This window comes from Microvirga puerhi, from assembly GCF_020089865.1.
In the GTDB taxonomy this organism is placed as follows: domain Bacteria; phylum Pseudomonadota; class Alphaproteobacteria; order Rhizobiales; family Beijerinckiaceae; genus Microvirga; species Microvirga puerhi.
Genome location: NZ_JAIRBM010000004.1, coordinates 182010 through 206886 on the forward strand (window position 1 = coordinate 182010; position 24877 = coordinate 206886).

The window sequence follows — 24877 nt, forward strand, 5'->3', positions numbered from 1 at the left end:
GGGCAGTAGCCCATCAGACAGCAGAATCGCGCGAGGCCAAGCTTCGGATCATGGCCCCTGCACGCTGGCCCAGATCTGCTCCAGCATGTCGGGATCGAGCACTTTTCCCGCGGAGGTGAGCACATAGGCATCTTTTCCGGGAGGAGGCTCGGCGGTCATGGCCCAGTGCAAAGCCTCCCGCAGAGAATCGAACTTCTCCGCGTGGTTCCAGTCGATTTGCCCGCCCTGAAGATGGGCGCCGGCTCGCTCGAAAGCGACCGAGGCCCGTGCATCGAGTTCGTCCTTGGTCACCATGGCAGATCCTCCCATTAAACATGAGCTGCGTGCTTAACGGGAGGACACGAGACCGCGTTCCGCCTCTCAGTCGCGCTTCCGCTTTTTTGAAGGAGAGCGTTTGGGTTTGTCGCCGGATCGGGACGGGCCTGGGCGCTCGCCGGAATGCGGCTTCGGACCTCGGGCCTTGAAGCCGCCCTTGTTCGGCGGTTTCTTCCCTTTCTCGCCATCAGGACCCTTGCGCCACCCTCCGGGCGCATCTGCCGGCTCGATCCGAATATCCTCGTCATTCGCCTTGCGCACGGCGGCCGCGAATTTCGGCGCTATGGATTGAGCGATTTCGAACTTGGTCTCCTGGTCGAAGATGCGGATCGTGCCGATCTCCTTCTTGGTGACATGACCCAGGCGGCAGATGATCGGCAGGAGCCAGCGGGGATCGGCGTTGTTGCGGCGGCCGACACTCATGCGGAACCACACCATGTCGGCGCCGCCGCCGTAATCCGCGCGTCCTTCGCGCGTCTTGCGATCGTCGCGCTCCTTGTCGCGCGCGCGCTTGTCGGGCCGCTCGCGAGGCCCACGCTCCGAACCGGAATCGAAAACCTCCTCCGGCGCCGGCAGCCGCGCGCGGAGCACGCGCGCGAAGGCAGCGGCGATCTCTTCGGCCGAGCGCCCGGCGAGGAGCGCACGCGCCATCGCCAGATCCTCCTCGACCGCCTCTTCCGTCAATGATGGATCCTGAAGGATGCGCTCACGATCCTTCAGACGGATCTCGTCCGCCGAAGGAGGCCCGCCCCAGGTCACGTCAATGCCGGCGTCGTCGAGAAGACGCTCTGCCTTGCGCCGGCGCGTATAAGGCACGAGGATTACGCAGGTGCCCTTTCGCCCTGCACGGCCCGTCCTGCCGCTGCGATGGAGCAGGGTCTCCGGATCGTTCGGCAGATCGGCATGAATGACGAGGCCGAGATCGGGCAGGTCGATGCCGCGCGCCGCGACATCGGTTGCGACACAGACACGGGCACGTCCGTCGCGCAAGGCTTGAAGCGCATGGCTGCGCTCGTTCTGCGTCAGCTCACCGGACAGGGCGACAGCGGAGAAGCCACGCTCCACGAGGCTCGCATGAAGATGTCTCACCGTTTCCCGGGTGTGGCAAAACACCATGGCACCGCGCGCTTCGAAGAAACGCAGCACGTTCACGACTGCAAGTTCCGTTTCGTTCGGCGCCACGCGCAGGGCACGGTACTCGATGTCGCCATGCGGCTGGTTCTCGACGAGCGTATCGATGCGCTGAGCGTCACGCTGATAGCGGCGGGCGAGAGTCGCGATATTGCGCGGGATCGTCGCGGAAAACAGAAGCGTCCGCCGGTCCTGCGGCATCGCATCGAGGATGAATTCCAGATCCTCGCGGAAGCCGAGATCGAGCATCTCGTCCGCTTCGTCGAGAACCACGGCCCGCATCCGCGACATGTCGAGGCGCCCGCGCTCCAGGTGGTCGCGCAAGCGTCCCGGCGTCCCGACGACGATATGGCATCCGTCTGCCAATGCCCGCTGCTCCCGTCGCACATCCATGCCGCCGACGCAGGAGGCGACCCGCGCCCTCGCCGGGCCATAGAGCCAGATCAATTCCCGATGGACCTGCAGCGCCAGCTCACGGGTGGGAGCGATGATGAGGGCGAGCGGTTCGGCGGGCGGGCCAAACCGCTCCGCCTCTCCCAGCAACGTCCCCGCCAGGGCCAGGCCATAGGCCACGGTCTTGCCCGATCCGGTCTGGGCGGAAACCAGGAGGTCCCGCCCCTCCGCCTCCGGCTGAAGAACGGCCGCCTGAACGGGGGTCGGATCGCTGTAGCCCTTATCGGCGAGAGCACGCTCGAGGCTGGGATTGGTTTTCGGAAAGGGCATGGACACGCGGCGCAACGCCGCTCCTTCAAGAAATAAGGGATTTAAAGACGGCTAAGAGGCAAGACGATCCGGCTTAAGGCTCGTCCTGAGCTTCGTCGGCGTCGTCCATCTCATCGATCGCGACAAGAAACATCACGTCGATGCCGGTTTCCTCGTCATCGCCGTCCTCTTCGTCGTCCCAGTCTTCCTCGTCTTCGGCCATCGCATCGTCGAAAGCCTCGATTTCCTCGTCAGAGGCACGACGGACGTTGAAAGCAGCCGAGCCGTCCCACAGGGGCTTGCCTTCACTCGTGAAGGACTTGACGTCTTCCCGGAACTCCTCGCTCGTGAAGAGCTCCCGGGCCTGATCCTCATCAGCATTGGTGATGGCGACCGCCTTGCCGGCGATTTCAAGAGTAAACATGCGTGGTCCTTCTCGAGCTGGGAAACAGATTCAAGGCATCAACGCCGATACCGGCCGTTCCGGTCAATCGTCGCAGGCCGTCGGCAGCTCGACGGTTCTTTATAGGGCGCAGACCGCTCTGAACAGGGCGGGAGCCGCGATTTCGGCCGCGACAACATGGAAGTTTAATGATACATTATATCAAATAGAATAAAAATCAGCTTTGACCGAAACCGGAGCGAAAGGCGGGCCCATGTCCACTGCACAATTGCTGAACGACCAGATCTTCGAATGGGAAGGCATCACGCAGCCGTCTTACTGGGGTGGCCAGATCATTGCTCCCGATGGCCAGGCGGCCATGTCCCAGATCGTTGCTACGGGTGCCAATACCGTCACGATCGTCCCCAATTTCTTCCAGACGGATGAATTCAGCAACTCGTCGGGATTGAAGATCGTCGATCCGACCAAAGCCTGGGCCAACGAGAGCGATACCTTCGATGTGGTCCAGCAATCGATCCTTCAGGCCAAGGCGCAGGGCCTCAAGGTTGTGCTCAAACCGCACCTTGAAACCCAGAATCGCGTTTGGCGTGCCCTACTTGATCCTAGCGATCCCAAGGCATGGTTCGACAGCTACAAGGCCACGATGGTCGAATACGCCAAGGTGGCGCAGGCAGCAGGCGCGGAGATGATCTGCGTCGGCACCGAGATGAACAGCATGATCGATCCGACCAAGGTCTGCAGCGACGGCCAGACCTACACCCAGAAATGGGCTGAGATCATCAATGCCGTGCGGGCCGTCTATTCCGGCAAGGTCACCTACGCGGCCACCTATGACACGGTGCAGAAGGTCGGGTTCTGGGACAAGGTCGACTTCATTGGCGTCGACGCCTACATCCCGTCCTCGTTGGTCAACGATCCGACGGTCGACCAGATCGTCGATGCCTGGGTGAAGCCGCACTTCGACCCATGGATCCGGGATACTTTGCATGGCGGCAAATCGGTCGTCGACTACTACAAAGCGCTCTCGGAGCAATACGGCAAGCAGGTGATCTTCACCGAGGTCGGCTACAAGAGCATGGACGGGGCGAACAAGGATCCGGGGGTTTTCGGCGGCAGCGGAACATACGATCCCCAGGAGCAGGTCGACGCTTATACGGCGCTTTACAAGGTCATGGAGAATTACGGCGGCCAATGGCTCGGCGGCGCCTTCCTGTGGAGCTACTACTCCTTCGAAAACCCCATGACGCCGGTGGACGAAGGGGGGCGTGGCGTCCCATGGACGGACTACACCACGCAGCACAAGCCCGCCAATGCCGTGGTGACCGAGCATTATTCCGGCCCGGCCCATGTCACGGGCCTGACCTGGACCGGCACGGCCTCGTCCGACAAGATCGATGCCGGTTATCACAACGACACGCTGATTGGCGCCGGCGGCAATGACTCGCTCTGGGGCGGCGCGGGCGACGATCTGCTGAACGGTGGCGCAGGCAACGACACGCTGGACGGTGTCACCGGAACCGATACGGCGGTGTTCTCAGGCGCCAAGGCCTCCTACACGCTCAGCAAAGGTAGCGATGGCAGCGTCACGATCGCGGACACCCGCGCCGGGCAGGACGGCACCGATCTCCTCAAGAACATCCGGTTCGCCAAATTCAGCGACCAGACCGTCGATCTGAACACGCTCGGCAGCACAACGTCTCCGCCGACCGACGGCACGGGCGGCGGGACGGGAGGGGGAACGTCCGGGGGCGCTTCAGGCCCGGCCATTCTTCGTGGCACACCCCGCGCGGATAAGCTCGTCGGTCAGGATGTGGACGAACTCATCTACGGCCTTGCCGGGAATGATGTGTTGCGCGGCAATGGCGGCAACGACCGGCTCTATGGCGGCGCCGGCAAGGACGTGCTCTACGGTGGTGCCGGCCAGGACACCTTCGTCTTCAACACCAGCCTCAACAAGAAGACCAACCTCGACAAGATCGCCGACTTCTCGGTCAAAGACGATACGCTCTTTCTCGACAATGCCCTGTTCAAGGCCAACAAGAGCTTTTATGCGGCGATCAAGAAGGGCACGGAAGCCAAGCCTTTGGCGCTCAAGAGTGCCTTCTTCAAGGTGGCGGATGCGGCCAAGGACGGCAACGACTACCTGATCTACAACAAGAAGACCGGGGTGTTGTCCTATGATCCGGACGGGTCGGGGGAGAAGGCGGCGATTGCCATCGCCACCCTGAGCAAGAACCTCAAGCTCACCTATCACGACCTCTTCATCATCTGAGGGAAGCCTGCTGTTGCTATCGCAGCGTCCCGCTCTCCCTCGATACGGAGAGAGCGGGACCTGACGTGAAGACTTGTCCTGATAAACCACGCCCCTCAGTCGCGCCTTAACGCAAACTTTCACGGAGCAGCGGGGCCTGGCGCTTCACTCGGCGGCGTGTGTTGCCCGGAAAGAAACGTCCTTGACAATTGGCCCAGAAGATCGAGGGGAATTGGGAATACGATGGTGGAGCTGCGCTCCCCGGCAATGTCGTGCAAAGCAGATAGATAGCGCAGCTGCATGGCCTCCGGCAGTTCAGACAACGCGCGGGCCGCCTCGACCAGCTTCTCGGCCGCCTGCTGCTCCGCTTCCGCGCTGATGACGCGGGCACGGCGATTGCGCTCGGCTTCGGCTTGCCGCGCGATGGCGCGGATCATACTCTCGTTGATGTCCACATGCTTGATTTCCACATTCGCGACCTTGATCCCCCAGGCATCGGTCTGCGCATCCAGGATTGCCTGGATGTCCGCATTGAGTTTGTCGCGCTCCGCCAGCATCTCGTCGAGTTCATGCTTGCCGAGAACGGAACGCAGCGTCGTCTGCGCAAGCTGGCTCGTCGCTGCCAGGAAGTTCTCGACCTGAATAATGGCCTTGTCAGGATCGACGACACGGAAATAGAGAACCGCGTTGACGCGCACCGAGACGTTGTCGCGGGAGATCACATCCTGGCTCGGAACATCGTGCACGATCGTGCGCAGGTCGACGCGGACGATCTGCTGCACAAAGGGAATGATGATAACGAGCCCCGGCCCCTTCACGCCGGAAAATCGTCCGAGGGTAAAGACCACGGCACGTTCATACTCGCGCAGGATGCGTAACGCCGTCGTGATGATGCCGAGCAGAACGATGATGATGAGGGCGTAGGCAAATGTATTCACATCGAGATACGGCATGGATGCCTCCTCAGCCCGACCGCGACGGCTCGATCGGCAGTTCCGGCGCAGGCTCGACCACGAGCGTCAATCCTTTTCGCGCGACCACGCGAACCTGCTGCTCGGGCAAGAGAGAAGACGCCGCTCGCGCGCGCCAGCGTTCGCCGTTGACCATCACCCACCCTTCAGCGCCCGACCACTCCACGACCTCCGCCTGGTTCTCGGTCAGCACCCCCTCCCCCGTGACCACGCGGCGTCGGTAGGCGCGCATCGCAACCGTTCCCGCGGCCAACAGCAGAAGCGCCGTCGCCGCCGTCGCCGTGAGGATGACCAGGGGGGACAGGGTGAAGCCCGGCACTCCAGTGTCGAACAACAGCAATGAACCCACCGCGAGCGCGATGACGCCACCAATGCCAAGGACGAAGGAGGAGGTGAAGGTCTCGGCAACGATCAAAGCCGCTCCGAGCGCGATCAGCCCCAGCCCGGCATAGTTGGTCGGCAACAAGTTGAGCGCGAAGAGCCCAATCAGCAGGGAGATCGTTCCGGCGACGCCCGGAAAGAACGAGCCGGGATTGAAGAATTCGAAGATGACCCCGTACATCCCGACCAGAAGCAGGATATAGGCCACGTTCGGGTCGGTGATGATGGTCAGAATCTGTGTGCGCCAGGTCGGTGCGATAGGAACGATCACCAAACCCTTCGTGTCGAGGCGCAGCGGATTGCCCTGAACGCGGACCGTCCGTCCATTCGCCTGAGCGAGAAGATCCGGGAGATCCGAAGCGACGATTTCGACCACGTCCGCATCCTTCGCAGCAGAAGCGGAAAGGCTCGCTGCTTCACGGACGGCCTTTTCCGCCCATTCCGCATTGCGCCCATGGATCTCGGCGAGGGCGCGGATCGAGGCAACCGCATCGTTGGTGGCTTTGCGTGCCATCGTGCTGGCATTGTCTTCGCCGCTTTGCTGGCCCTGGTCCTTGCCGTCCTTGTCGCGCCCCGACGGCAGCATGCCGCCGCCGATCTCGACCGGCGTCGCCGCGCCGATATTTGTGCCGGGCGCCATGGCGGCCAGATGACTCGCATAGACCATGTAGGTTCCGGCGCTTGCGGCCCGCGCGCCGCTCGGCGCCACATAGGCGATGACGGGAATCGGTGAGGCGAGGATATCGCGGTTGATGTCCCGCATGGCGGATTCGAGACCACCGGGAGTGTCGATCCGCATGATCACCAGCCTCGCATGGCGTCCCTCCGCCTCCTGCAAGCCTCGTGCGATATATTCCGTCGTCGCAGGTCCGATGGCACCGCGGACATCGAGCAGGATGGCTATGCCAGCCTCATCGCGGATCTGGGCCGATCCCGTCCTGGGAAGGCCCATCACGGCACAGGCGACCGCACAGAGCAGCAACGTCAGTGCCGTCGTGATCGCCCGGAACATGCTCCACCTTCGTATGGTTGAGCTCCCAGGGTAAGCTTTGTCGTGCCCAATGGTTCCATCGTTACGCGCGGATGCGACAAGACGCGGAAGACGGGCCGACATAGAGCTGCCTTACTCTACCCTCATCGCCTCTGAGCGCATTTTTCTTCCTGGGCCAAACGACCTCCTCACGCGAAGGGGGCGCTAATATTCCAAAGGGACTATGCCTCTTGCTGAGTGCCGCGACCTTTTTATCCCAGCCGTTTCGACCAACCGTTCTTGACGAAGCAGCGTTTCATGAAATCCAACTCATTTGATCCAGTGAAGGACTTTTCGATGCCGGGAATCCGTTTCGCCTTTCTGACCGCCCTCATCGCCCTGTGTGGGACCGTCCCGGCTTTTGCCCAGAGTGCGCCGAATACGTCGTCATCCAATCCCCTCGTCCTCACTGTCAGGCCGTCCGGCTATGATGCCGATGCGGAGGCGCAGGCTCGGCAGGAGCGCCTGCTGAAGCGGATGGAACAGGCGGATTATTCCGTCCGCTCGATCTGCGTGAGCTGCGGAGACGGCTGGAAGCACCAGACCTACGCGCCCTTCAACCCGCTCCAGTCGCTCCGCTCTGCTCCTTTGGAAGACTGAAGCCGCCCACATTCGTCTTGAACGAGCGCCGGGACTACGTATATCGGGATCGGTGGGGACGGCCCCGCTTTTTCCTTACAACCCGGTGGGGACGACCCTGCCATGGACGGAGGTCCTGTCATGGCATGGATCTATCTCGTGCTCGCCGGCCTGTTCGAAATCGGCTGGGCTATCGGCCTGAAATATACCGAGGGCTTCACCCGGCTGTTTCCCTCTCTCTTTACGGTTTTGAGCATGTTCGTGAGCGTCGTGCTCCTGGGCTTGGCCCTGAAGACCCTGCCGGTGGGCACGGGCTATGCGGTCTGGACCGGCATCGGGACCGTCGGCACGGCTCTGCTCGGCATCTATCTGCTCGGCGAACCGGCGACCGTGGCGCGTCTCGCCTGCATCGGGCTGATCGTTGCGGGGATCCTCGGCCTCAAGATGGCGACGTAAGGCGATTCCCATCATTGGAACTGCGCATCCCGTTGGAATGTTGGTGACACGACCTTCCAACGGGACCACGACATGTCACTTCAGAGCACGGATCGGCCATCATCAGCGTCATTGACCTCAACCGCATGGCTCGTTCTGCTTGGTTGGACAGTGGTGAGGCTCGTCACACTGGGTGGTCGGCCGCAACCAGCCGGCATTCGCGCGCGCCAAGCGACGCCCGACGACCGAGGAGCTAAGCAGGCAAGCGGATTCGGCGCGCGAACGGAGGCACCGATCGACCAGGTTCGCGACGATGGCCGCGGACGCCATGCCGACAGCCCGACCGAAATTCCAGCCAAGGGCTGGAAGGACATTCTCTGGCGTGTCTACGAGCGCATTCAGCACGACCGCATCCTGCTGGTTGCCGCCGGCGTCACGTTCTATGCGCTGCTGGCCATCTTTCCCGCCATCACGGCTCTCGTTTCCATCTACGGCCTCTTCACCGATCCGGTTACGATTCAGGATCACCTGAGCACGCTCGCCGGATTCCTGCCAAGCGGCGCCCTCGAGGTCATTGGTGATCAAGTGAAGCGCATCGCCAGCAAGGGAGCCGGGACTCTGAGTGTGAGCTTCCTCATCAGCCTCGCGGTCGCTCTGTGGAGTGCCAATGCGGGCATGAAATCGATCTTCGATGCGCTCAATATTGTCTACGAGGAGGTGGAGAAGCGCTCTTTCATCATGCTGAACGTCGTGTCTCTCACCTTCACGCTGGGCGCCATCATCTTCCTTCTGACCGCCATGAGTGCCGTCGTCGTTCTGCCGATCGTGCTAGGCTATGTGGGACTGGGGTCCTCGGCAGAGACGCTGGTTTCTTTCCTGCGTTGGCCTGCTCTTCTGATCGGCATCATGTTCGGCCTTGCGCTGATCTACCGTTACGGGCCGAGCCGCGACAACCCGAAATGGCGCTGGATCACGCCGGGCAGCCTCCTGGCGTCGGTGCTGTGGCTTGCCGTCTCCATGCTGTTCTCATGGTACGTGTCGAATTTCGGCAGCTATAACGAGACCTACGGATCGCTTGGCGCCGTCATCGGTTTCATGACCTGGATCTGGATCTCGACCATCATCATCCTCGTAGGGACCGAGATCAACGCGGAGATGGAGCACCAGACCGTAAAGGACAGCACGGAAGGTCCCAGTCAGCCGCTCGGCACGCGTGGCGCAACCATGGCCGACACGGTCGGCGAAGCGAAGGCCTGACGCGGCCTCCGCCCGTCTTTAACCACTTAGAACACGCATTCCCGGAAGGCGGGCTTCACCGAACCGGCCCAGGGACCATGATAGAGTTCGAGGAGACGTTCCGCCGGAGTCCGGCCGGTTTCGACAATCTCCTCCACATAGGCCAGATGACGGGACTCGTCCTGTCCCATCTCGTCCTTGAAGGCTCGACGCTTCAAACCTGCCTTCGAAAGCGCAAGCGCGTCGCGTGCTACGTCGCGCGCGCTGCGACCGGCGATCACGGCTTTGAGAGCCTGCTTCGGCACATCCGTGCGTAGATTGTTGCGGTCGGCGGAAGTCCAAGCCTTCACGAGTTCCCAGGCAGCATCGAGGGAAACATCGTCATAGAGCAGGCCCGTCCAAAATGCCGACAGAGCATTAATCTGCTCAGGCGGACCGACATCCGCGCCGCGCATTTCCAGATAGCGCTTGAGGCGCACTTCCGGGAACAAGGTCGAGACATGGTTCGCCCAATCGGAGCGCGTCGCATGTTCGCCCGGCAGCTGCGCGAGCTTACCCGCGAACAGGTCCCGGAACGAGGCGCCGGCCACATCATGATAGGTCGAGCCCCGCTTGACGAAATACATCGGCACGTCGAGCGCCCAATCCACGTAGCGCTCGTAGCCGAAGCCTTCCTCGAAAGCGAAATCCATCATCCCGGTACGATCGCGATCCGTATCGAGCCAGATGGCGGAGCGACGGGACAGGAAGCCATTCGGCTTGCCGTCCGTAAAGGGTGAGTTGGCGAAGATGGCCGTTGCGATCGGCTGCAGCGCCAGCGATACGCGCAGCTTTTTGACCATGTCGCTTTCCGACGCATAATCCATGTTCACCTGCACGGTGGACGTGCGGTACATCATGTCCAGCCCGAGAGTGCCGACCTTCGGCATATAGGCCGTCATGATGCGATAGCGCGCCTTCGGCATGACCGGAGTCTCGGCCCGCGTCCAGAGCGGGCTCATGCCGAGCGTCAGGAAACTGAGGCCAAGTCGTGCGCCCACGGCTTTTGCCTGTTCGATATGACGCGCCGTCTCGGCTGCGGTCTCATGGAGCGTCCTCACGGGCGCGCCCGACAGCTCGAACTGCCCTCCAGGCTCAAGGGAAATGGCACCGCCCTGCACCTCGTCGAAGAGGCCAATCGGCAGCCCCTCCTCCAGGATCGGCTCCCATCCGGTGAGCTCCTGGAGTCCTTCCAGAAGAGCGCGTATCCCGCGCTCACCCTCATAGGGAACCGGAGATGCATCAGCCGTGTAGAAAGGAATCTTCTCGTGCTCGGTACCGAGCCGCCAGGTCTCGCGCGGCTTCTCACCGGATGCGATCCAGTCGATCAGTTCCGCGCGCGCGCCAAGAGGGGTCGTATCGGATACGTCCCGCGCCATGAATCACCTCATCAAAAAAGCGCGTTCAAGGCGCGCCGACTCAGGTCGGGTCTAGATAGGCGGGTTATGGACAAGCTGCAATGCGCGATCGGGCAAGAATGCCCGACCGTCACAAAGTTGTCGATAGCTTAGAAATAGGCTTAGCGGCCGCGAGAAAGCGTTGCTTGCTTTGAGGCAATCGGTTCCGAACATGCCCTCTTCACATATAGTCCGCGATTTGTGTTGGATGCATCGCGTCTTAAGGCATTCCGAATTTTTCCGCAAAGGTCGTAAACCGAACTTTGCTGGCGACACCAAGTAAAGCGTCTCTTTCATGCGGCGGCGCAGATTGAGCTATGACGCGTCCAGTCTGCCGCTCAAAAAAGCCTACTTCATCACTTCGGATCTCGAGCACTCCGGCATCGACGACCTCGCCCGGCCCGATCTCGATGTAATTTGCTCCTTTCACAGGGCTCATGTTCCCAGTTTCCTGAAACAGGAAAATCGGACGGTCGACGCCGATCCACTCCCGCCCTCGGCCTTGGCCGCAGCTAATCCAAGTGAGCACATAGGCGCCAGGAGGGATCACCGAAAGGGAGTCCCTGAGGGGCTTCATTTTCATGTCATCCCACAGCGCAGAAATGTTGAGGGTCACCATGTTTCCCAACGTCCGGCCTATGTTCTCTGGACCGTCAAGATTGTTAGCGCGACGGAGATCTACATAACGGCTAGAATCGAGCTTGCCGTCCTGGAGCGGGCGCAGGCGTGCAGTTCCACCCGGGCATTCACGACCGTCCTTCCAGATTCTGACCGCAACAACAGACTTATCATGCAGTGCGGAGTGCTTACTGGCAGGAGCGTGTCTGGCATGTCCCCTTTGAGCTGCATTTGCAGGATCAGAGGCAATCAAGACAGCAACGGCCAGCAGTATGAGCGAGAGTCGAGGGAGAGCAAAATGCATTCTCAATCCTGCATCATGGCATGAATACTATATGAAACGATACATCGTTTTATATAGTGAGCAAGAGCCGAATCCCTTCGGCTTTCACCAAGGCCTTTTACGGCAGAATCAGTGTCGGACCGTATTCTCCCCCACCGTCTCTGAAGAGAGCCAATCCACGACCCCCACCAGAGCGTCCCGGTTCGAGAGCCCGCGCCCAACGGCCTCGGTAAAGAGAGTGAGCTGCCGGTCCGCGCTGGTTCCCCGGGCGATGATCCAGCGGCAGAGATCGAGTTCGCGCCGACAGCCAAGGGCTTCTGCGTCATCTGCCACCAGGGCGAGCGTCTCGTCGAGCATCTGACGAACCGGCTTGGCGCTGCGGGAGACCTCGTCAACGAAGCTGCCATGGATGCCATAGCGCTGAGCGCGCCAACTGTTCTCGTCGTTGATGGCACGGGAGGCTCCGGTCTGGCCGGCATTGAGCTTCTTGTCGAGGCTCAAATGGCGGACGAGACAGCGATAGAGGGCCGCGATGGCCAGCGTATCGTCGAGGCGCGTACAGCTGTCCGCGACCCGCAGCTCCAGAGTGGGATGCTTCCGGGACGGCCGAATCAACCACCACACATAGCTCGAATTCTCAATGGCCCGCGCCGCTACCAGCGTGTCGATATAACGCTGATAGTCCTTCTCGTCCTCGAACAGATCCGGGAGGCCCGTGCGCGGTAGCTCCCGATAGGCGGCGAGCCGGTAGCCAAGAAGACCCGTGCGCTGAGACTGCCAGAAGGGCGAGGAGGTGGAGAGAGCCAGAAGCAGCGGCAGAAACGGCTGAATCCGGTTCATGATGTCGATGCGGGTCGCAAGATCTTTGATCTCCACATGAACATGCATGCCGCATACCACCGTGCGGCTGCCGACCATTTGAAGATCATGCATTACCTTGCCGTAACGCGGCTGGGCGTTGGGGCGCACGCGCGACCAGAGAGCCAGCGGATGCGTACCAGCGGCCATGACCGAAAGGCCGTAATCGCGAGCGATTTCACCAACCGCAGAGCGCAGGCCCGCGAGCTGAGCTCGCGCCTCTGCAAAATCGACGCTGGGATCTATGGCGATTTCGACCTGAGGTTCCAGCATCTCGTGCTGGACACCATCGTCAAGTTTTTCATGGCACGATGCAAAGAAGTCTTTAATTCTTGCGCGGGCAACATCTCGTTTAGCAGCATCGTTGACGAAGTACTCTTCCTCGATACCGAACTTGAATTCCCCACCCATACTCGCATTCCTCTTTATTCTAATTCTAGAATCTACTCGTTATGACGCTCGCCCTGCTTCGGCGGCCCCAACCTCCTCTTTATTGGGGCGAGATTGGGGCGAATCGACAGGAAACTGCTAAGCTGTTGCGACTTGCGAGAGATCCGTTTCGGTGGCCGCATGATCGACCTCAGATCCAGTCCCCCAGAACGGACTGGACAACGGTAAGGGCGGCAACGGCGGCGGTGTCAGCGCGCAAGATTCGCGGCCCTAGCGAGACGCGGATACATCTTTCGTGGGCGGCAGCAAGCGCTCTCTCCTGATCGACGAATCCCCCCTCGGGACCCACTACAACGGCGAACTTGGCCGCGTGGTTCCAGCCCTCGACCCCGGCTTTTTTCAGCGCCTCCACCGGGTTGGCGACGGGGGCATCCTCGTCGCAGAACACGACAATTCGGTCGCCTTCCAACCCCTTGATAAATTTATCAAATCCGATCTCTTCCCGAACTTCAGGAAGACAAAGGATGCCACATTGCTCCGCCGCTTCGATGGCATTACTCCGCATGCGCTCGAGATTGACCCGCGTGCTCTGCGTGCGGCGAGTCAAAATGGGCTGTAGGGATCCGGCCCCCATCTCCACGGCTTTCTGGACCATGTAGTCGAGCCGGGCATGCTTGAGCGGAGCAAAGGCATAGATGAGATCGAGGGGAGCTGACTGCGCGCGGGTGCGCTCGACACAGACAAGGTCGGCCGCCTTCCGCCCCTCTACTGCCAGGGTGGCCTTCCATTCTCCGTCCTTTCCATTGAAAACCAGGACGGCGTCCTCCGCCTTCAGGCGCAGAACGTTGAGGAGATAGTTGGCCTGGGCCCTGTCGAGGGAGACCCTCGCCCCCTGAGCCAGGGGAGAGCCGATGAAAAGACGCGGTGCATTGAAATCGTAACTGGCCATGAAAACTCCGAAAACGAGACCAGAATTAGCAAGCCGTAACGAAGGACGGGAGGCCGAGCGTGCGGCTGTTCACCTGGAATTTAGGTGTGCTCGGGCACATCCTACCCCAACGAGACCATTCGCCCCTTGGCCCCGGGAGATTGAACGTGTTAACGGAACAGCGGTCCGCGATCCGTCGTGAATGTCCAGATTCAGGGAATGTTTCGATGCTGCCTATCCGTTCGCACCTTGCTGCCGCCCTTGCCGCTGCAGGCGTCTTCATGGCTGCCCCTGCCTTTGCGCAGTCGAGCGGCTGTGGTGACGCGCAGAAATTCCTCAATGAGCGCCAGAGCCTGATTCAGCAGATCAACAAGCTCGGCGGCAACGGCAAGAAGAAGACCATCGATCCCCGCACCGCCTGCGGGGTCTTCACCAAGCTGGTGTCCAACGGCAATGTCGGCATCAAGTGGCTCGAAACGAACAAGACCTGGTGCCAGGTTCCTGACGAGTTCGCCAAGGGTTTCGAGGAAGACCACAAGCGCGCTGTGGAGATGAAGGGCAAGGCTTGCGAGGCGGCCGCCAAGGTTGCCGAGATGGAGAAGCAGGCGAAGAAGGAGCGGCAGAACGGCGGCGGCCTGCTCGGCGGCGGCGGCCTGACCGGTTCCTACACCATGCCGAAGGGCGCCTTGTAACGGTCTCGCCATGCTGGAGCGTCCTGCCGCCTCCGCGCTTCCCGATGCCGTGCGCGACCATTGGGCCGACCGGTTGGCGCCTGCAGCGCTCCGGCCCTATCTGCGCCTCGCCCGGATCGAGCGCCCTATCGGCTGGTGGCTCCTGCTCCTGCCCTGCTGGTGGTCTGCGGCACTTGCGGCCATCGCCGGAGGAGTTCCCTGGCCGAATCCACTCCACTGCCTGCTCTTCCTGATCGGCGCCGTTGCCATGCGGGGCGCAGGCTGCAGCTACAACGATATCGTCGACCGGGACCTCGATACCCGCGTGGAGCGGACCCGGGGCCGCCCCCTCCCCTCTGGCCAGGTCAGCCTGAAGGGCGCCTTGGCATTTCTGGCTCTTCAGGGGCTCGTCGGGCTTGTCGTCCTGCTTCAGTTCAACGGCTTTGCCATTGCCACGGGATTTGCCTCCCTCGGCATCGTGGCGCTCTACCCGTTCATGAAGCGGTTCTTCTGGATGCCCCAGATCGTGCTGGGCCTCGCCTTTGCCTGGGGAGCCCTGATGGGCTGGGCGGCCGCCTTTGGATCCTTGAGCCTTCCGGCCTTGCTCCTCTACGCCGGCAGCATCGCCTGGGTCGTAGGCTACGATACCATCTACGCCCTTCAGGATATCGAGGACGACGAGATCGCCGGCATCAAGTCCTCCGCCCGCTTCTTCGGCGACCAGGTGCGGCTCGGGGTCGGTATCTGCTACGTCCTCACCCTCGCCTTCATGGTTCCGGCTTTCGCCTGGGCCGGAGCCGGGACGGTCGCTTTTGCCGGACTCGGCCTCTTCGCCCTCCACCTTGCCTGGCAGGTCATTCGGATCGACCGGAACGACGGAGCCGGAGCGCTCCGGCTCTTCCGTTCCAATCGGGATGCGGGTCTGATCCTGTTTGCTGCAATGACCCTGGATACCGTCCTGCGAGCCTTTTAGCAGGCCTGTTCCAGCGGCTCAGAAATGGGCTGACGACGTCTCAAGGTCAGCAGGCTCAGCGTCAGCGCTCCTACGGAGCAGGCAGCGATCGCTCCGACCATGGGCAGCGTGGTGCCGTCATACAGCAGGCTGACGATGACGATCATCACTCCGCCCGTCACCATCTGCAGCGTTCCGCCGAGCGCAGACGCAATGCCGGCAATCGGGCCGTGATCTTCGAGCGCGAGCACCATCGTGGAAGGAATCACGAGCCCCAGGAACGCGAAAGAGCAGAACAGCAGCGCGATCAAAGCCACGAGGCTGTCGACGCCGGCCAGCGTGACGCCGAGGAGCAGCAGAGCGAAGAACGCATAGAGGCTGACGGCAGCGGTCACGACCCGCGCCATTCCATAGCGTGAACCGAGGCTCGCGGTCAGCTGCGAGGCGCCGATGAAACCCACGGCGTTCAGCGAGAAGGTGATGCTGTACTCGGTGGGCGTCAGGCCGAAATGATCGATATAAATGAAGGACGAACTGGCGAGGAACGCGAAGAAACTCGACATGCCGAGCCCACCGATGAAGGTGAGACCGAGGAAGTGCCGGTCACGGAACAGCTGTCCGAAACCGGACAACACTTCGCCGGCGCTGACCTTGATGCGATCTTCCGGCGGCCGGGTCTCCGGCAGAGAGAACATGAGCAGGATCAGACTCACCAAAGCCGCTCCCGTCACGGCCACGAACACCGCCCGCCAGCCGAACGGCACGATGAGGGCGCTGCCGGCAAGCGGCGCGAGAATGGGCGACACGCTGATCACCAGCATCACCAGCGACATGAGCCGCGTCGCCTCGATGCCTGTGTGAAGGTCACGGATGATGGCGCGCGGAATGACCATGACGGATGCCGCGCCGATGCCCTGCACGAACCGAAAGAGGATCAGCATCTCGATATTGCGTGCAAAAATGCAGCCAACCGATCCGAGAGTGAAGAAGGCAAGACCTGCATAAAGCGGGCGCTTGCGGCCGATCATGTCGGAGATCGGCCCGTAGAGGATCTGACAGACGCCGAAAGCGATGAAAAACGCCATCAGGGTCATCTGCGTCGCAGCCGTCGATGCGTGGAGATCGGACGCGATCGTCGGAAGCGCGGGAATATACATGTCGATCGCAAAAGGCCCGATGGCCGAAAGCAGGCCGAGCACGAGCGCCGTTCTAGCATAACGCGAGGTCATCGTAAAAACTTTCAGTTCAGAGACTTAGAAACGGCGGACGGGCATCCCGCCTATCCTTCGGCAACGGCCTTCAGGTTTGAAAGGCCTGCCTCGAAATCCTTACCGATCATGGTATCCATGTTGATGAAAAGTCCCATGAGCTTCGCAATGAAGGGACTTGGTCCATACATGGCCCATGTCACGGTTGTTTTACCACCGCTCGGCTCAAGAATAAACTCCGCGATATTGTGCCCCTCGAAGGGCTTGATGAAGTCGAGCTTGATGACGACCTTGGATCCCGGCGAACCATCCACGATCTCCATGCGCCCGGAACCGGCTTTGCTTCCGTCCCACTGATATACGGCGCCTTTGCCGCTCTGCGCGCCACTCAAAGAACGCGTCATGCCGGGATCGAGCTTCTCATAGGGCGACCACGCCTGCCACTGACGGAAGTCATCGATGAAGGCGTAGATCTTCTCCGAGGGCGCATTGATGCTGGCGGAGCGCTGGACGCGGAAAGTATCGGGACGCATCGCTGCGAAGGCGAGAATGGCGACGAGCAGCACGGCCAGAACGATGGCGGCGGTTTTGATCATGAAATCTCCCAGGGAATGTTCAATATGAAGACTTTTTGTGTCGTGTCGGCGAAGGACTCAGGCTAGCTGCGACAGCGGCGCGATCATCATCCAGCAACGTCCGAACGGATCGATTGTTGAGCATAGCAAAGCGCACGCAGCACGCTCGATATGAAGGAAAGGGCAGACATCGCAGATCTCCGGCGCGATCACAAAGCGAAGAGCGCCACGGTTTGACATGCATGCATTATGTTGATATCAACTCTTTCGTCAAGGCTGCATTTGCCGGGCGATTTTCATGCATGCGCCTCCGCCCTCTGCGGAAATGAAGGTTCGGCCACAAGGACCATGCGCATCGGAACCGAAGAGGAAAGACAATGGATACAACCGTTCATGGGCTTAAGCCCGAGAATGAAGTCCGTCGGGCGATCGAAGGGTGGCTCGGAGCCGTTCGCGCCGGTGATATCGATGGAATTGCCGCCCATTACGCGCCGGATATCCTGGCCTTCGACGCTGTCTCACAGCTGCAGTTCAAGGGACGGGAAGCTTATATGCAGCATTGGCGGCATTGCTTCGACCTGTGCGGGGGTCCACACGTGTTCGAATTGCGTGACATCGGCATTGCGGCCGGCGACGACGTCGCCTTCGCCCATTTTCTCAATCGTTGCGGTGGGATCGACGAAAACGGCAAGGAGCAGACATCCTGGATGCGCGCCACCATCGGTTATCGCAAGATCGGCGGGCGCTGGATGGTCGTTCACGAGCATTTCTCTGCTCCCTTCGACATGGAGAATTTCAAAGCTCTGTTCGATCTCGAACCATAGTACCGGTCAGCGAACAAACTCGCGATCAGCACAACTGCACGCATGCGGCGAGGTGAAAGCCTCGCCGCATTCACATCCGACACCCCGCGACGAAAAAGCCCGTTTGACCGTGCCGCGATGATGCCTTAAGCGGCTACATTGTCTCATGTTCATCCAATGTCGCGCACCCTTCGAACATAGAGTGACTGCGCGGCCGTCACGAGTAGTGTTCACGGGGGCTTTATGAAACCGACGCGTCGCCAGATCCTCGGATCGCTATGCGTACCGGTTTTCGCGCCGACCATACTCACTGGATGGGCGAAGCCGCCTGGCCTCACCTTATCGGGCTTCGACCAGAGCGGCAGCACCTATCAACGCTACTTGAACGTGTGGGCCCGCTACCTCGCCGGCCAAAGCGTCGACGAAAAGGAAGCATTAAGTCTGCTTGAGCATCCGGAGAGCTTCCGCGAACGGCGCGAAGCGTTTCCGACGGCGAAGGCGTTCGGAATCTTCACGAGCTGCACGCCGCATCGCGACGTCTTCTACGATTGCCTCAACTTCAGTCTGCGCTGGCTCACCGCCCTCGACAATCCCGATCCGAGTCTGCCTCCCCTCTACAACCGCGGACAGCTCTATTCCTGGCAATGGTCCTTCTGGGGACGTGCAGCCTTGGAGCTTTACGAAGCCACCGGCGAAAACCGTTTTCTCAAACTTCTCATCGGCGCCGCACGCAATGTGATGGCGGCTCGCGACGACAGGCATGGGATCGTCGATGAGAACCAAAAGCGGGTCGTGAAATCCTGGGGCTCGGTGATTTCATTCGGCGGCCCTTCCATGCGCGGCACCGATGTCACGGCGACGGGACTGATCGCCCTCCCGATCCTTCAGCTCGCCAATCGCCTGGCGGCACGGAACGAACTGGATGAGGAAATAGCGGGCCTCGCACAGGAGCTCGTTCCGTCCTTCGACGAATATGAGATGTTCTACGTCGATCTGCCGAAATTCGACGCCGGCTGCTATCGTTACGCCTTCATTCCGCAGGCGATCGACCCCACCAACCATATCAACGCCTTCGGTGCGGGACTGATCGAGCTTTACGCCTTCACGCAGGATCCGCGGCATCTCGAACGGGCGCGCAAGCTCTTCAACTTCTACCGTGGCTCCATGGTGGTGGACCGGGACGGCGCGATTTCAACGCCCTACGAGCAGGACCCGGATTTCAAGAAGCATCCGAAGTCGGAATGGTTCTGGAAGATGACCGTTTCCGCGGAGCTTCCGCTGGCGCTCGCCCGTCATGGGCTGATTGTGAAGGAAGAGGAGATGATCGGCATCGCCCGGACCTACGCGGATGTGGTCATGGCGGAGCCCGGTGGAATCAATGCGATGACGCGACGCAGCGACAAGGCGCGCATGATCGATTTCACCAAGCCTCTCGAGAATGAGACGGCGGAATATCGCAGCTATGTGCCGATGATCGCCGCAAGCCTCTTCTTCGTCGACCGGGAACATCGCATCGGCGAGAAACTTCTCCGCTATATGCTGGATTATCCGCAATGGTTCACGAACGGCCTGTTCAGCGGCGGCGGTGTCGCCATGCTCGCCCGCGCCTATTCCCTGCGCCGGGGTTTTCGGCTGTGACTTATGCTCAATGGAAATGCGCTGGCTTGATCACAAACGTTGACGGTGGAGCAAGACCGTAACAGCCTTGCGCAACACAAGCGATTCTTCTTCCTCACGCTTGGCTGCAAGAGCGTAACTTTGATGACACGCCAACGCCACCAACTCAGCGCTTCCGTCTTTGTCGTACTCAGACGCCGAGATACTATATGCCTTCTCCGTCGCGCCACAACGGGCTGGATGGACGGCTATCTGAGCCTGCCGGCAGGTGGCCTAGACGCTCATGAGACAATTCGGGATGCCGCCATTCGTGAAGCCAGGGAAGAGATTGGTATCACGCTTACACCCCGGACCCTAGATTACGCCCATACCCTTCACAGCTTGACCGAAGGGAAAGATTGGCTCGGACATTTCTTCGTAGCCATAGAATGGGTCGGAGAGCCTCGGATCTGTGAACCTCATAAGCACAGTGCCCTGATATGGGCACCCATCGCTTCCCTGCCTGACGACATGATTCCGTATGTGCGACAAAGCCTTTTGAATATCGAGGAAGGGTTGGCCTATTCGGAGTATGGCTGGGGCGTCCCTGCTAGTCTTTGAAGTCGTACGACGCCTCTTATCCCCCCAAACTGCCACATACGGCCTCAGTGTGTGGCATTTGGCTCCCACATCTCCCATTTGTAGCTCGATGCATGCTCCCCCTACCCCGCTTGATATTTCCCTGGCCTCCGCCGTCCGCGACACGGTGCGGGAGGCAGGCGCCCTGGCCTTCCCCTATTTCCGCTCGGGCGCGCAGACAGCTGCGAAACTTTGGTACAAGGAGCGCAGCTCGCCGGTCACGGAAGCGGACATTGCCCTCGATACCTTCCTGAAGGAGAGTCTGATGCGACTCCTGCCCGAGGCCGGATGGCTCTCGGAGGAGACCGCGGACGACCCGGCCAGGCTCGATCGACCCCTTGTCTGGATCGTCGACCCCATCGATGGCACCCGCGCCTTCGCGAGTGGCCACCCCGACTGGTCGATTTCGGTCGCATTGGTCAGAGACGGACGTCCCGTCTTCGGCATCGTCCATGCCCCGGTTCATGAGCGGTTCTACGAGGCAACTCTGTCGCAGGGTGCATTCTGCAACGGGGCACGGCTGAGCCTGCCGGAACAGCCCAAGGAGCGCCTTCGTGTCGCAGGGCCCAAGCCTTTGATCGACCGCGCTGAACGGGGTCTCGGCTCCGTCGAGCGGCTTCCCAAGGTCCCATCCCTCGCGCTTCGACTGGTCCGCGTCGCCGAAGGCAGCATCGACGTTGGCCTAGTGTCCGCGAACGCCGCCGACTGGGACATTGCGGCCGCCGACCTGATCCTGCACGAAGCCGGCGGCTTGCTCACCGATTTCCGCGGCAATCCGCCCCCCTATAACCGCGCCGATCCTTGCCACGGTGAGATGATTGCCGCAGCGTCATGGTTGCATCCGCAAGCCATTGGGGCCATGAGGACTTGAGAATCAGCTTTTCCCATAGCAACAAGCCCTCTCCACCTCCTGGAAAGAGACCACACCACCATGACCGACACGCCCGGCAAGCAACTCCTTCATCTCGTGTTCGGGGGCGAGCTCGACAGCCTCGACTCCATCACCTTCAAGGACTTGTCCAAGCTCGACATTGTGGGAATCTATCCGAACTACGCAACGGCCCATGCAGCCTGGAAGGCCAAGGCGCAATCCAGCGTCGACAACGCGCATATGCGCTATTTCATCGTCCACCTGCATCGTTTGCTCGAACCCGAGCAAGGCTGATCCTCAGCCATGAGTCTGGTCAAGCGCATCACGCGTTCCCGCGCAGTCCAGGAGGCCCTCGGCTTCCTGGTGGCGAGCTATCTCGGGCTCGTCCAGCGCACGAACCGGTTCGTCATGGAACCGGCGGATGCCTATGACCGGATCGGCCCGATGATGCCCGTGATTGCCGCCATGTGGCATGGGCAGCATTTCATGATCCATTTCGCCAAGCGCCCCCAAGACCGAGCCGCCAGCCTTGTCTCCCGGTCCGGTGACGGGGAGTTCAACGCCATCGCGCTCAGGCATCTCGGCATCCGTGCGATCCGGGGCTCGGGAGCCCGCGGCCGGGATGTGCGCAAGAAGGGCGGTATTTCGGCCATGCGCGGCATGCTGCGTGCCCTCGACGACGGCGAGATGGTGGTGATGACCGCAGACATCCCAAAGATCTCGCGGATCTGCGGCGAGGGGATCGTCACCCTGGCGCAGCTGTCCGGCCGTCCGATCGTGCCCGTCGCCGTCGTAACGAGCCGCCGGATCGATTTCAACAGCTGGGATCGGGCCAGTCTCGGCCTGCCCTTCGGCCGCGGCGCCATCGTGCTGGGTGAGCCTGTTTTCGTCGACCGCGAGGCGAGCCCGGAAGCGCTTGAAGAAGCGCGCCAAGCCGTGGAGCGCGACCTCGATGCGGTTCATGCGCGGGCCTATGCGCTTATCGGATCCAAGGATCCCGGCGCCAAGCGAAGACAGGATGCGCCAATTCTCGCAGGAGGGTCTCGCGCATGAGACTGCCGATCCTGATCCGGACCTATCATGCGATGACGACCGTGCTGGAGCCGGCGGTCATCGGCCTGCTCTACTGGCGGCAGCGCAAGGGCCGGGAGGACAAGACCCGCCTCGGCGAGCGGCGGGGTTATCCGAGCCGCCAGCGTCCCAAGGGCCACCTGGTCTGGGTTCATGGTGCCAGCAACGGCGAGACCCTGTCCCTCATGCCGGTGGTGGAACGCCTAACGCAGCGCGGCCTATCGGTTCTGGTCACGTCCGGCACGAAGACCTCCGCCGCCCTCATCGCCCGGCGCCTGCCGCCTGGCGCCGTACACCAATACGTTCCCCTGGATGTGCCGCGCTATATCCGCCGCTTCCTCAAGCACTGGCAGCCGGATCTCGCCCTAGTCGCAGAATCCGAAATCTGGCCGAACACTGTCGTCGCCCTGGATCAGCGCCGGATTCCGCTCGTCATGGTCAACGGGCGCATGTCTGACCGCTCGTACCAGCGCTGGCAGAAACTGCCCCGCAACATTAAGGCGCTGCTCGAACGCTTTGCCCTCTGCCTCGCCCAGACCACCGAAGATGCCGAACGCTTGGCCCGCCTCGGGGCACCGCGGGTCTTCGTCACAGGAAACCTCAAGTTCGACGCGCCGCCGCCGCCCGCCGATCCCCGGGCCGTGGCGCATCTTTCCGGCCTCGTCGCCGGGCGTCCGGTCTGGCTTGCCGCAAGCACCCATCCTGGCGAGGAGAGCATCGCGCTTGCCGTGCACCGGGCCCTCGCCCAGCGGCACCCGAACCTGCTGACGATCGTCGTCCCACGCCATCCCCAACGAGGCCCGGAGATCGCGACCCTGGCGACGCAGGCCGGGCTGAGGGCGAGCCGCCGCTCTCAAGGCATGGTTCCCGACCGCGCGACGGATGTTTACATCGTCGATACGATCGGCGAGATGGGCCTGTTCTACCGCCTGTCGCCCGTCGTTCTGATGGGGGGGACCCTTACCCCCATCGGGGGACACAACCCCATCGAACCGGCCAAGCTCGGTTCCGCAATCCTGCACGGGCCGCACATCCACAATGCTGAGGAAATCTACGCGGCAATCGACAAGGCCCGCGGCGCTCTGCTGGTCAAGGACAACGCCGCTCTGGCCCGCGCAGTCAGCGAACTTCTAAGCAATGCCGCCCTGACCCGCAGGATGGCGCGTGCCGCCGCCGATGCTGTCCAAGCCCTCGGTGGGGCCGTGGACCGCACGATCCAGTCGGTTGAGCCTTTTATCGTCCAGGCGAAGCTCGGAGCCCGGCGCTGATGCGCGCCCCGGGCTTCTGGACCCGAACGCCTCCTTCCCCGCTCGCACGCCTGCTGCGCCCCTTAGGGGCTCTCTATAGTGCCGCCACGGCCCGGCGCATGCGCCGCGAGGGTGTGTCGGCGGACGTCCCGATTCTATGCGTCGGAAACTTCACCGCTGGAGGCGCCGGCAAGACGCCGACCGCCATCGCGCTCGCTGAGATGCTCATCGATGCCGGCGAGCGCCCGGCCTTTCTGTCGCGAGGCTATGGCGGGCGTCTGGCGGGACCTGTCCGGGTCGAGATCGATCATGCGGCATCCGACGTGGGCGACGAACCTCTCCTCCTCGCCGGCATGGCTCCGACCATCGTGTCTCGGGATCGGCCAGCCGGGGCAAAGCTCGCGGTCGAGACCGGCGCCAACCTGGTCATCATGGATGACGGGTTGCAGAATCCGTCGCTTAAAAAGGATTTCGCAATTGCCGTGGTCGATGGCGCCTCAGGCATCGGCAATGCGCTTGCCCTGCCGGCAGGACCTCTGCGCGCCTCCCTCGATACGCAATTGCCGTATGTGGACGCGGTTCTGGTGATCGGAGAGGGCGAGGCCGGCGAGGACGTCGCAGCGGCGGCACAACGGCAGGGAAAACCCGTCTTCCTGGGAAGATTGGAACCGAGTCCGGAGATCGTCGAAAGCCTGCGCGGAAAACCTCTCCTGGCCTTCGCAGGGATCGGTCGACCGGAAAAATTCTTCGCCACCCTCGAAGCCCATGGACTGCAGGTCGCGCATGCAATCCCTTATCCGGATCACCATGCCTTCAACACCCGTGACGTGAAGGAGCTCAGAAGCGAGGCGGAACGTCGTGGGCTTCAGCCAGTCACGACGGAAAAGGACCTTGCCCGCATCGCTGGCGCGACCGACCTGCCGCCCTGGCCAGCATTGATGGCTCTACCGGTTCGGCTCCGTCTTGACGATATGGCAGGCCTGCGTCGCCTCGCCCTGGAGCGGATCAACGCAAAGCGATTACGCTGAGGGAGTATTGCCGGTCACCCGTGCCATCACAGCCTCCGGAGACGAATAGGCTTCCTGCCGGGCAACACTCCAGTATTTCAGCTCGTCGAGAGGGATCTGCTTCCCGGTGACCGCGCAACGCACGAAGGATCCGGGCTTGAGCACCCGCAGATCGCTGTCGAGATATTGCACGATGGCCTCGCCGCCCGTCGGCTCGAATCTGTTCATGGAGTCTGACATCATGTCGTCTTGGTCAACCGGGTTCACATAAGATCGCCGGCACCGGGTTT

Annotated in this window: 26 protein-coding genes; 14 read left to right on the top strand and 12 right to left on the bottom strand. The window is 61.5% G+C overall.

All coding sequences use genetic code 11. The features are described from left to right. Positions 1-48: 48 nt before the first annotated feature. The 3 genes from K9B37_RS07120 to K9B37_RS07130 all read right to left on the bottom strand — a co-directional run bounded on the left by K9B37_RS07120 (position 49) and on the right by K9B37_RS07130 (position 2572). Positions 49-294 carry a hypothetical protein gene (locus tag K9B37_RS07120; RefSeq protein ID WP_224312374.1) on the bottom strand — a complete coding sequence of 82 codons (246 nt, stop codon included), beginning with the start codon at positions 292-294 and terminating at the stop codon, positions 49-51. Between the two features lie 66 nt (positions 295-360). Further along, a complete protein-coding gene (locus K9B37_RS07125; protein ID WP_224312524.1) occupies positions 361-2169 on the bottom strand; it encodes a DEAD/DEAH box helicase in 1809 nt (602 codons plus the stop codon). Positions 2170-2242: 73 nt separating this feature from the next. After that, complete coding sequence (locus tag K9B37_RS07130; protein WP_224312375.1) at positions 2243-2572, bottom strand: hypothetical protein; 330 nt, start codon at positions 2570-2572, stop codon at positions 2243-2245. A gap of 232 nt (positions 2573-2804) precedes the next feature. Between K9B37_RS07130 and K9B37_RS07135 the strand changes: the two genes are divergently transcribed. Next, positions 2805-4823, top strand: coding sequence for a glycoside hydrolase family 113 (locus K9B37_RS07135; RefSeq protein ID WP_224312376.1), 2019 nt, complete (start codon positions 2805-2807; stop codon positions 4821-4823). A gap of 119 nt (positions 4824-4942) precedes the next feature. Here K9B37_RS07135 and K9B37_RS07140 read toward each other — a convergent pair whose 3' ends face one another. Both K9B37_RS07140 and K9B37_RS07145 read right to left on the bottom strand, forming a co-directional pair. Next, positions 4943-5755, bottom strand: a complete 813-nt coding sequence (locus K9B37_RS07140) for a slipin family protein (RefSeq protein WP_224312377.1) — start codon at positions 5753-5755, stop codon at positions 4943-4945. Between the two features lie 10 nt (positions 5756-5765). Then, entirely contained in the window at positions 5766-7166 is a 1401-nt protein-coding gene (locus K9B37_RS07145; protein WP_224312378.1) for an NfeD family protein, read from the bottom strand. A gap of 276 nt (positions 7167-7442) precedes the next feature. Here K9B37_RS07145 and K9B37_RS07150 point away from each other — a divergent pair, with 276 nt between their 5' ends. The 3 genes from K9B37_RS07150 to K9B37_RS07160 all read left to right on the top strand — a co-directional run bounded on the left by K9B37_RS07150 (position 7443) and on the right by K9B37_RS07160 (position 9455). After that, entirely contained in the window at positions 7443-7784 is a 342-nt protein-coding gene (locus K9B37_RS07150; RefSeq protein ID WP_224312379.1) for a hypothetical protein, read from the top strand. A gap of 120 nt (positions 7785-7904) precedes the next feature. Then, a complete protein-coding gene (sugE, locus tag K9B37_RS07155; RefSeq protein WP_224312380.1) occupies positions 7905-8219 on the top strand; it encodes a quaternary ammonium compound efflux SMR transporter SugE in 315 nt (104 codons plus the stop codon). Between the two features lie 72 nt (positions 8220-8291). Then, positions 8292-9455 (top strand): YihY/virulence factor BrkB family protein, encoded by a 1164-nt coding sequence (locus K9B37_RS07160; RefSeq protein WP_224312381.1) that lies wholly within the window; start codon positions 8292-8294, stop codon positions 9453-9455. 26 nt (positions 9456-9481) lie between these two features. On the opposite strand, the gene K9B37_RS07165 is transcribed toward K9B37_RS07160, so the two are convergent. The 4 genes from K9B37_RS07165 to K9B37_RS07180 all read right to left on the bottom strand — a co-directional run bounded on the left by K9B37_RS07165 (position 9482) and on the right by K9B37_RS07180 (position 13968). Beyond that, positions 9482-10852: a glutamate--cysteine ligase gene (locus tag K9B37_RS07165; protein ID WP_224312382.1), complete on the bottom strand. Its 1371-nt coding sequence runs from the start codon at positions 10850-10852 to the stop codon at positions 9482-9484. Positions 10853-11090: 238 nt separating this feature from the next. After that, on the bottom strand, positions 11091-11792 hold the full coding sequence (locus K9B37_RS07170) for a hypothetical protein (protein ID WP_224312383.1): 702 nt from the start codon (positions 11790-11792) through the stop codon (positions 11091-11093). Between the two features lie 108 nt (positions 11793-11900). Beyond that, complete coding sequence (locus tag K9B37_RS07175; RefSeq protein WP_224312384.1) at positions 11901-13040, bottom strand: carboxylate-amine ligase; 1140 nt, start codon at positions 13038-13040, stop codon at positions 11901-11903. A gap of 169 nt (positions 13041-13209) precedes the next feature. Next, positions 13210-13968: a 16S rRNA (uracil(1498)-N(3))-methyltransferase gene (locus K9B37_RS07180; protein ID WP_224312385.1), complete on the bottom strand. Its 759-nt coding sequence runs from the start codon at positions 13966-13968 to the stop codon at positions 13210-13212. A 206-nt stretch (positions 13969-14174) separates the two neighbouring features. Here K9B37_RS07180 and K9B37_RS07185 point away from each other — a divergent pair, with 206 nt between their 5' ends. Both K9B37_RS07185 and ubiA read left to right on the top strand, forming a co-directional pair. Further along, on the top strand, positions 14175-14639 hold the full coding sequence (locus tag K9B37_RS07185; RefSeq protein WP_224312386.1) for a hypothetical protein: 465 nt from the start codon (positions 14175-14177) through the stop codon (positions 14637-14639). Positions 14640-14649: 10 nt separating this feature from the next. Next, positions 14650-15591: a 4-hydroxybenzoate octaprenyltransferase gene (ubiA, locus tag K9B37_RS07190; RefSeq protein WP_224312387.1), complete on the top strand. Its 942-nt coding sequence runs from the start codon at positions 14650-14652 to the stop codon at positions 15589-15591. Here ubiA and K9B37_RS07195 read toward each other — a convergent pair. Together K9B37_RS07195 and K9B37_RS07200 are read right to left on the bottom strand one after the other, a co-directional pair. After that, complete coding sequence (locus K9B37_RS07195; RefSeq protein ID WP_224312388.1) at positions 15588-16799, bottom strand: multidrug effflux MFS transporter; 1212 nt, start codon at positions 16797-16799, stop codon at positions 15588-15590. The genes ubiA and K9B37_RS07195 overlap by 4 nt on opposite strands. Before the next feature lie 50 nt (positions 16800-16849). Further along, on the bottom strand, positions 16850-17374 hold the full coding sequence (locus K9B37_RS07200; RefSeq protein WP_224312389.1) for an SRPBCC family protein: 525 nt from the start codon (positions 17372-17374) through the stop codon (positions 16850-16852). Positions 17375-17730: 356 nt separating this feature from the next. Here K9B37_RS07200 and K9B37_RS07205 point away from each other — a divergent pair, with 356 nt between their 5' ends. The 8 genes from K9B37_RS07205 (at position 17731) to lpxK (ending at position 24608) form a co-directional block, all read left to right on the top strand. Continuing rightward, entirely contained in the window at positions 17731-18177 is a 447-nt protein-coding gene (locus tag K9B37_RS07205; RefSeq protein WP_224312390.1) for a YybH family protein, read from the top strand. Between the two features lie 222 nt (positions 18178-18399). Beyond that, complete coding sequence (locus K9B37_RS07210) at positions 18400-19794, top strand: hypothetical protein (RefSeq protein ID WP_224312391.1); 1395 nt, start codon at positions 18400-18402, stop codon at positions 19792-19794. A 123-nt stretch (positions 19795-19917) separates the two neighbouring features. Then, on the top strand, positions 19918-20373 hold the full coding sequence (locus K9B37_RS07215; protein ID WP_224312525.1) for an NUDIX hydrolase: 456 nt from the start codon (positions 19918-19920) through the stop codon (positions 20371-20373). Positions 20374-20461: 88 nt separating this feature from the next. Beyond that, positions 20462-21262, top strand: coding sequence for an inositol monophosphatase family protein (locus K9B37_RS07220; RefSeq protein ID WP_224312392.1), 801 nt, complete (start codon positions 20462-20464; stop codon positions 21260-21262). Positions 21263-21322: 60 nt separating this feature from the next. Then, positions 21323-21556: a DUF4170 domain-containing protein gene (locus K9B37_RS07225; protein ID WP_224312393.1), complete on the top strand. Its 234-nt coding sequence runs from the start codon at positions 21323-21325 to the stop codon at positions 21554-21556. Between the two features lie 9 nt (positions 21557-21565). Further along, positions 21566-22315, top strand: a complete 750-nt coding sequence (locus K9B37_RS07230; RefSeq protein ID WP_224312394.1) for a lysophospholipid acyltransferase family protein — start codon at positions 21566-21568, stop codon at positions 22313-22315. Further along, a complete protein-coding gene (locus K9B37_RS07235) occupies positions 22312-23601 on the top strand; it encodes a 3-deoxy-D-manno-octulosonic acid transferase (protein ID WP_224312395.1) in 1290 nt (429 codons plus the stop codon). The genes K9B37_RS07230 and K9B37_RS07235 overlap by 4 nt, the downstream gene beginning before the upstream one ends. Beyond that, on the top strand, positions 23601-24608 hold the full coding sequence (gene lpxK / locus K9B37_RS07240; RefSeq protein ID WP_224312396.1) for a tetraacyldisaccharide 4'-kinase: 1008 nt from the start codon (positions 23601-23603) through the stop codon (positions 24606-24608). The genes K9B37_RS07235 and lpxK overlap by 1 nt, the downstream gene beginning before the upstream one ends. Here the strand turns inward: lpxK and K9B37_RS07245 are convergent. After that, positions 24600-24815 carry a DUF2093 domain-containing protein gene (locus tag K9B37_RS07245; RefSeq protein WP_224312397.1) on the bottom strand — a complete coding sequence of 72 codons (216 nt, stop codon included), beginning with the start codon at positions 24813-24815 and terminating at the stop codon, positions 24600-24602. The genes lpxK and K9B37_RS07245 overlap by 9 nt on opposite strands. Positions 24816-24877 lie beyond the last annotated feature (62 nt).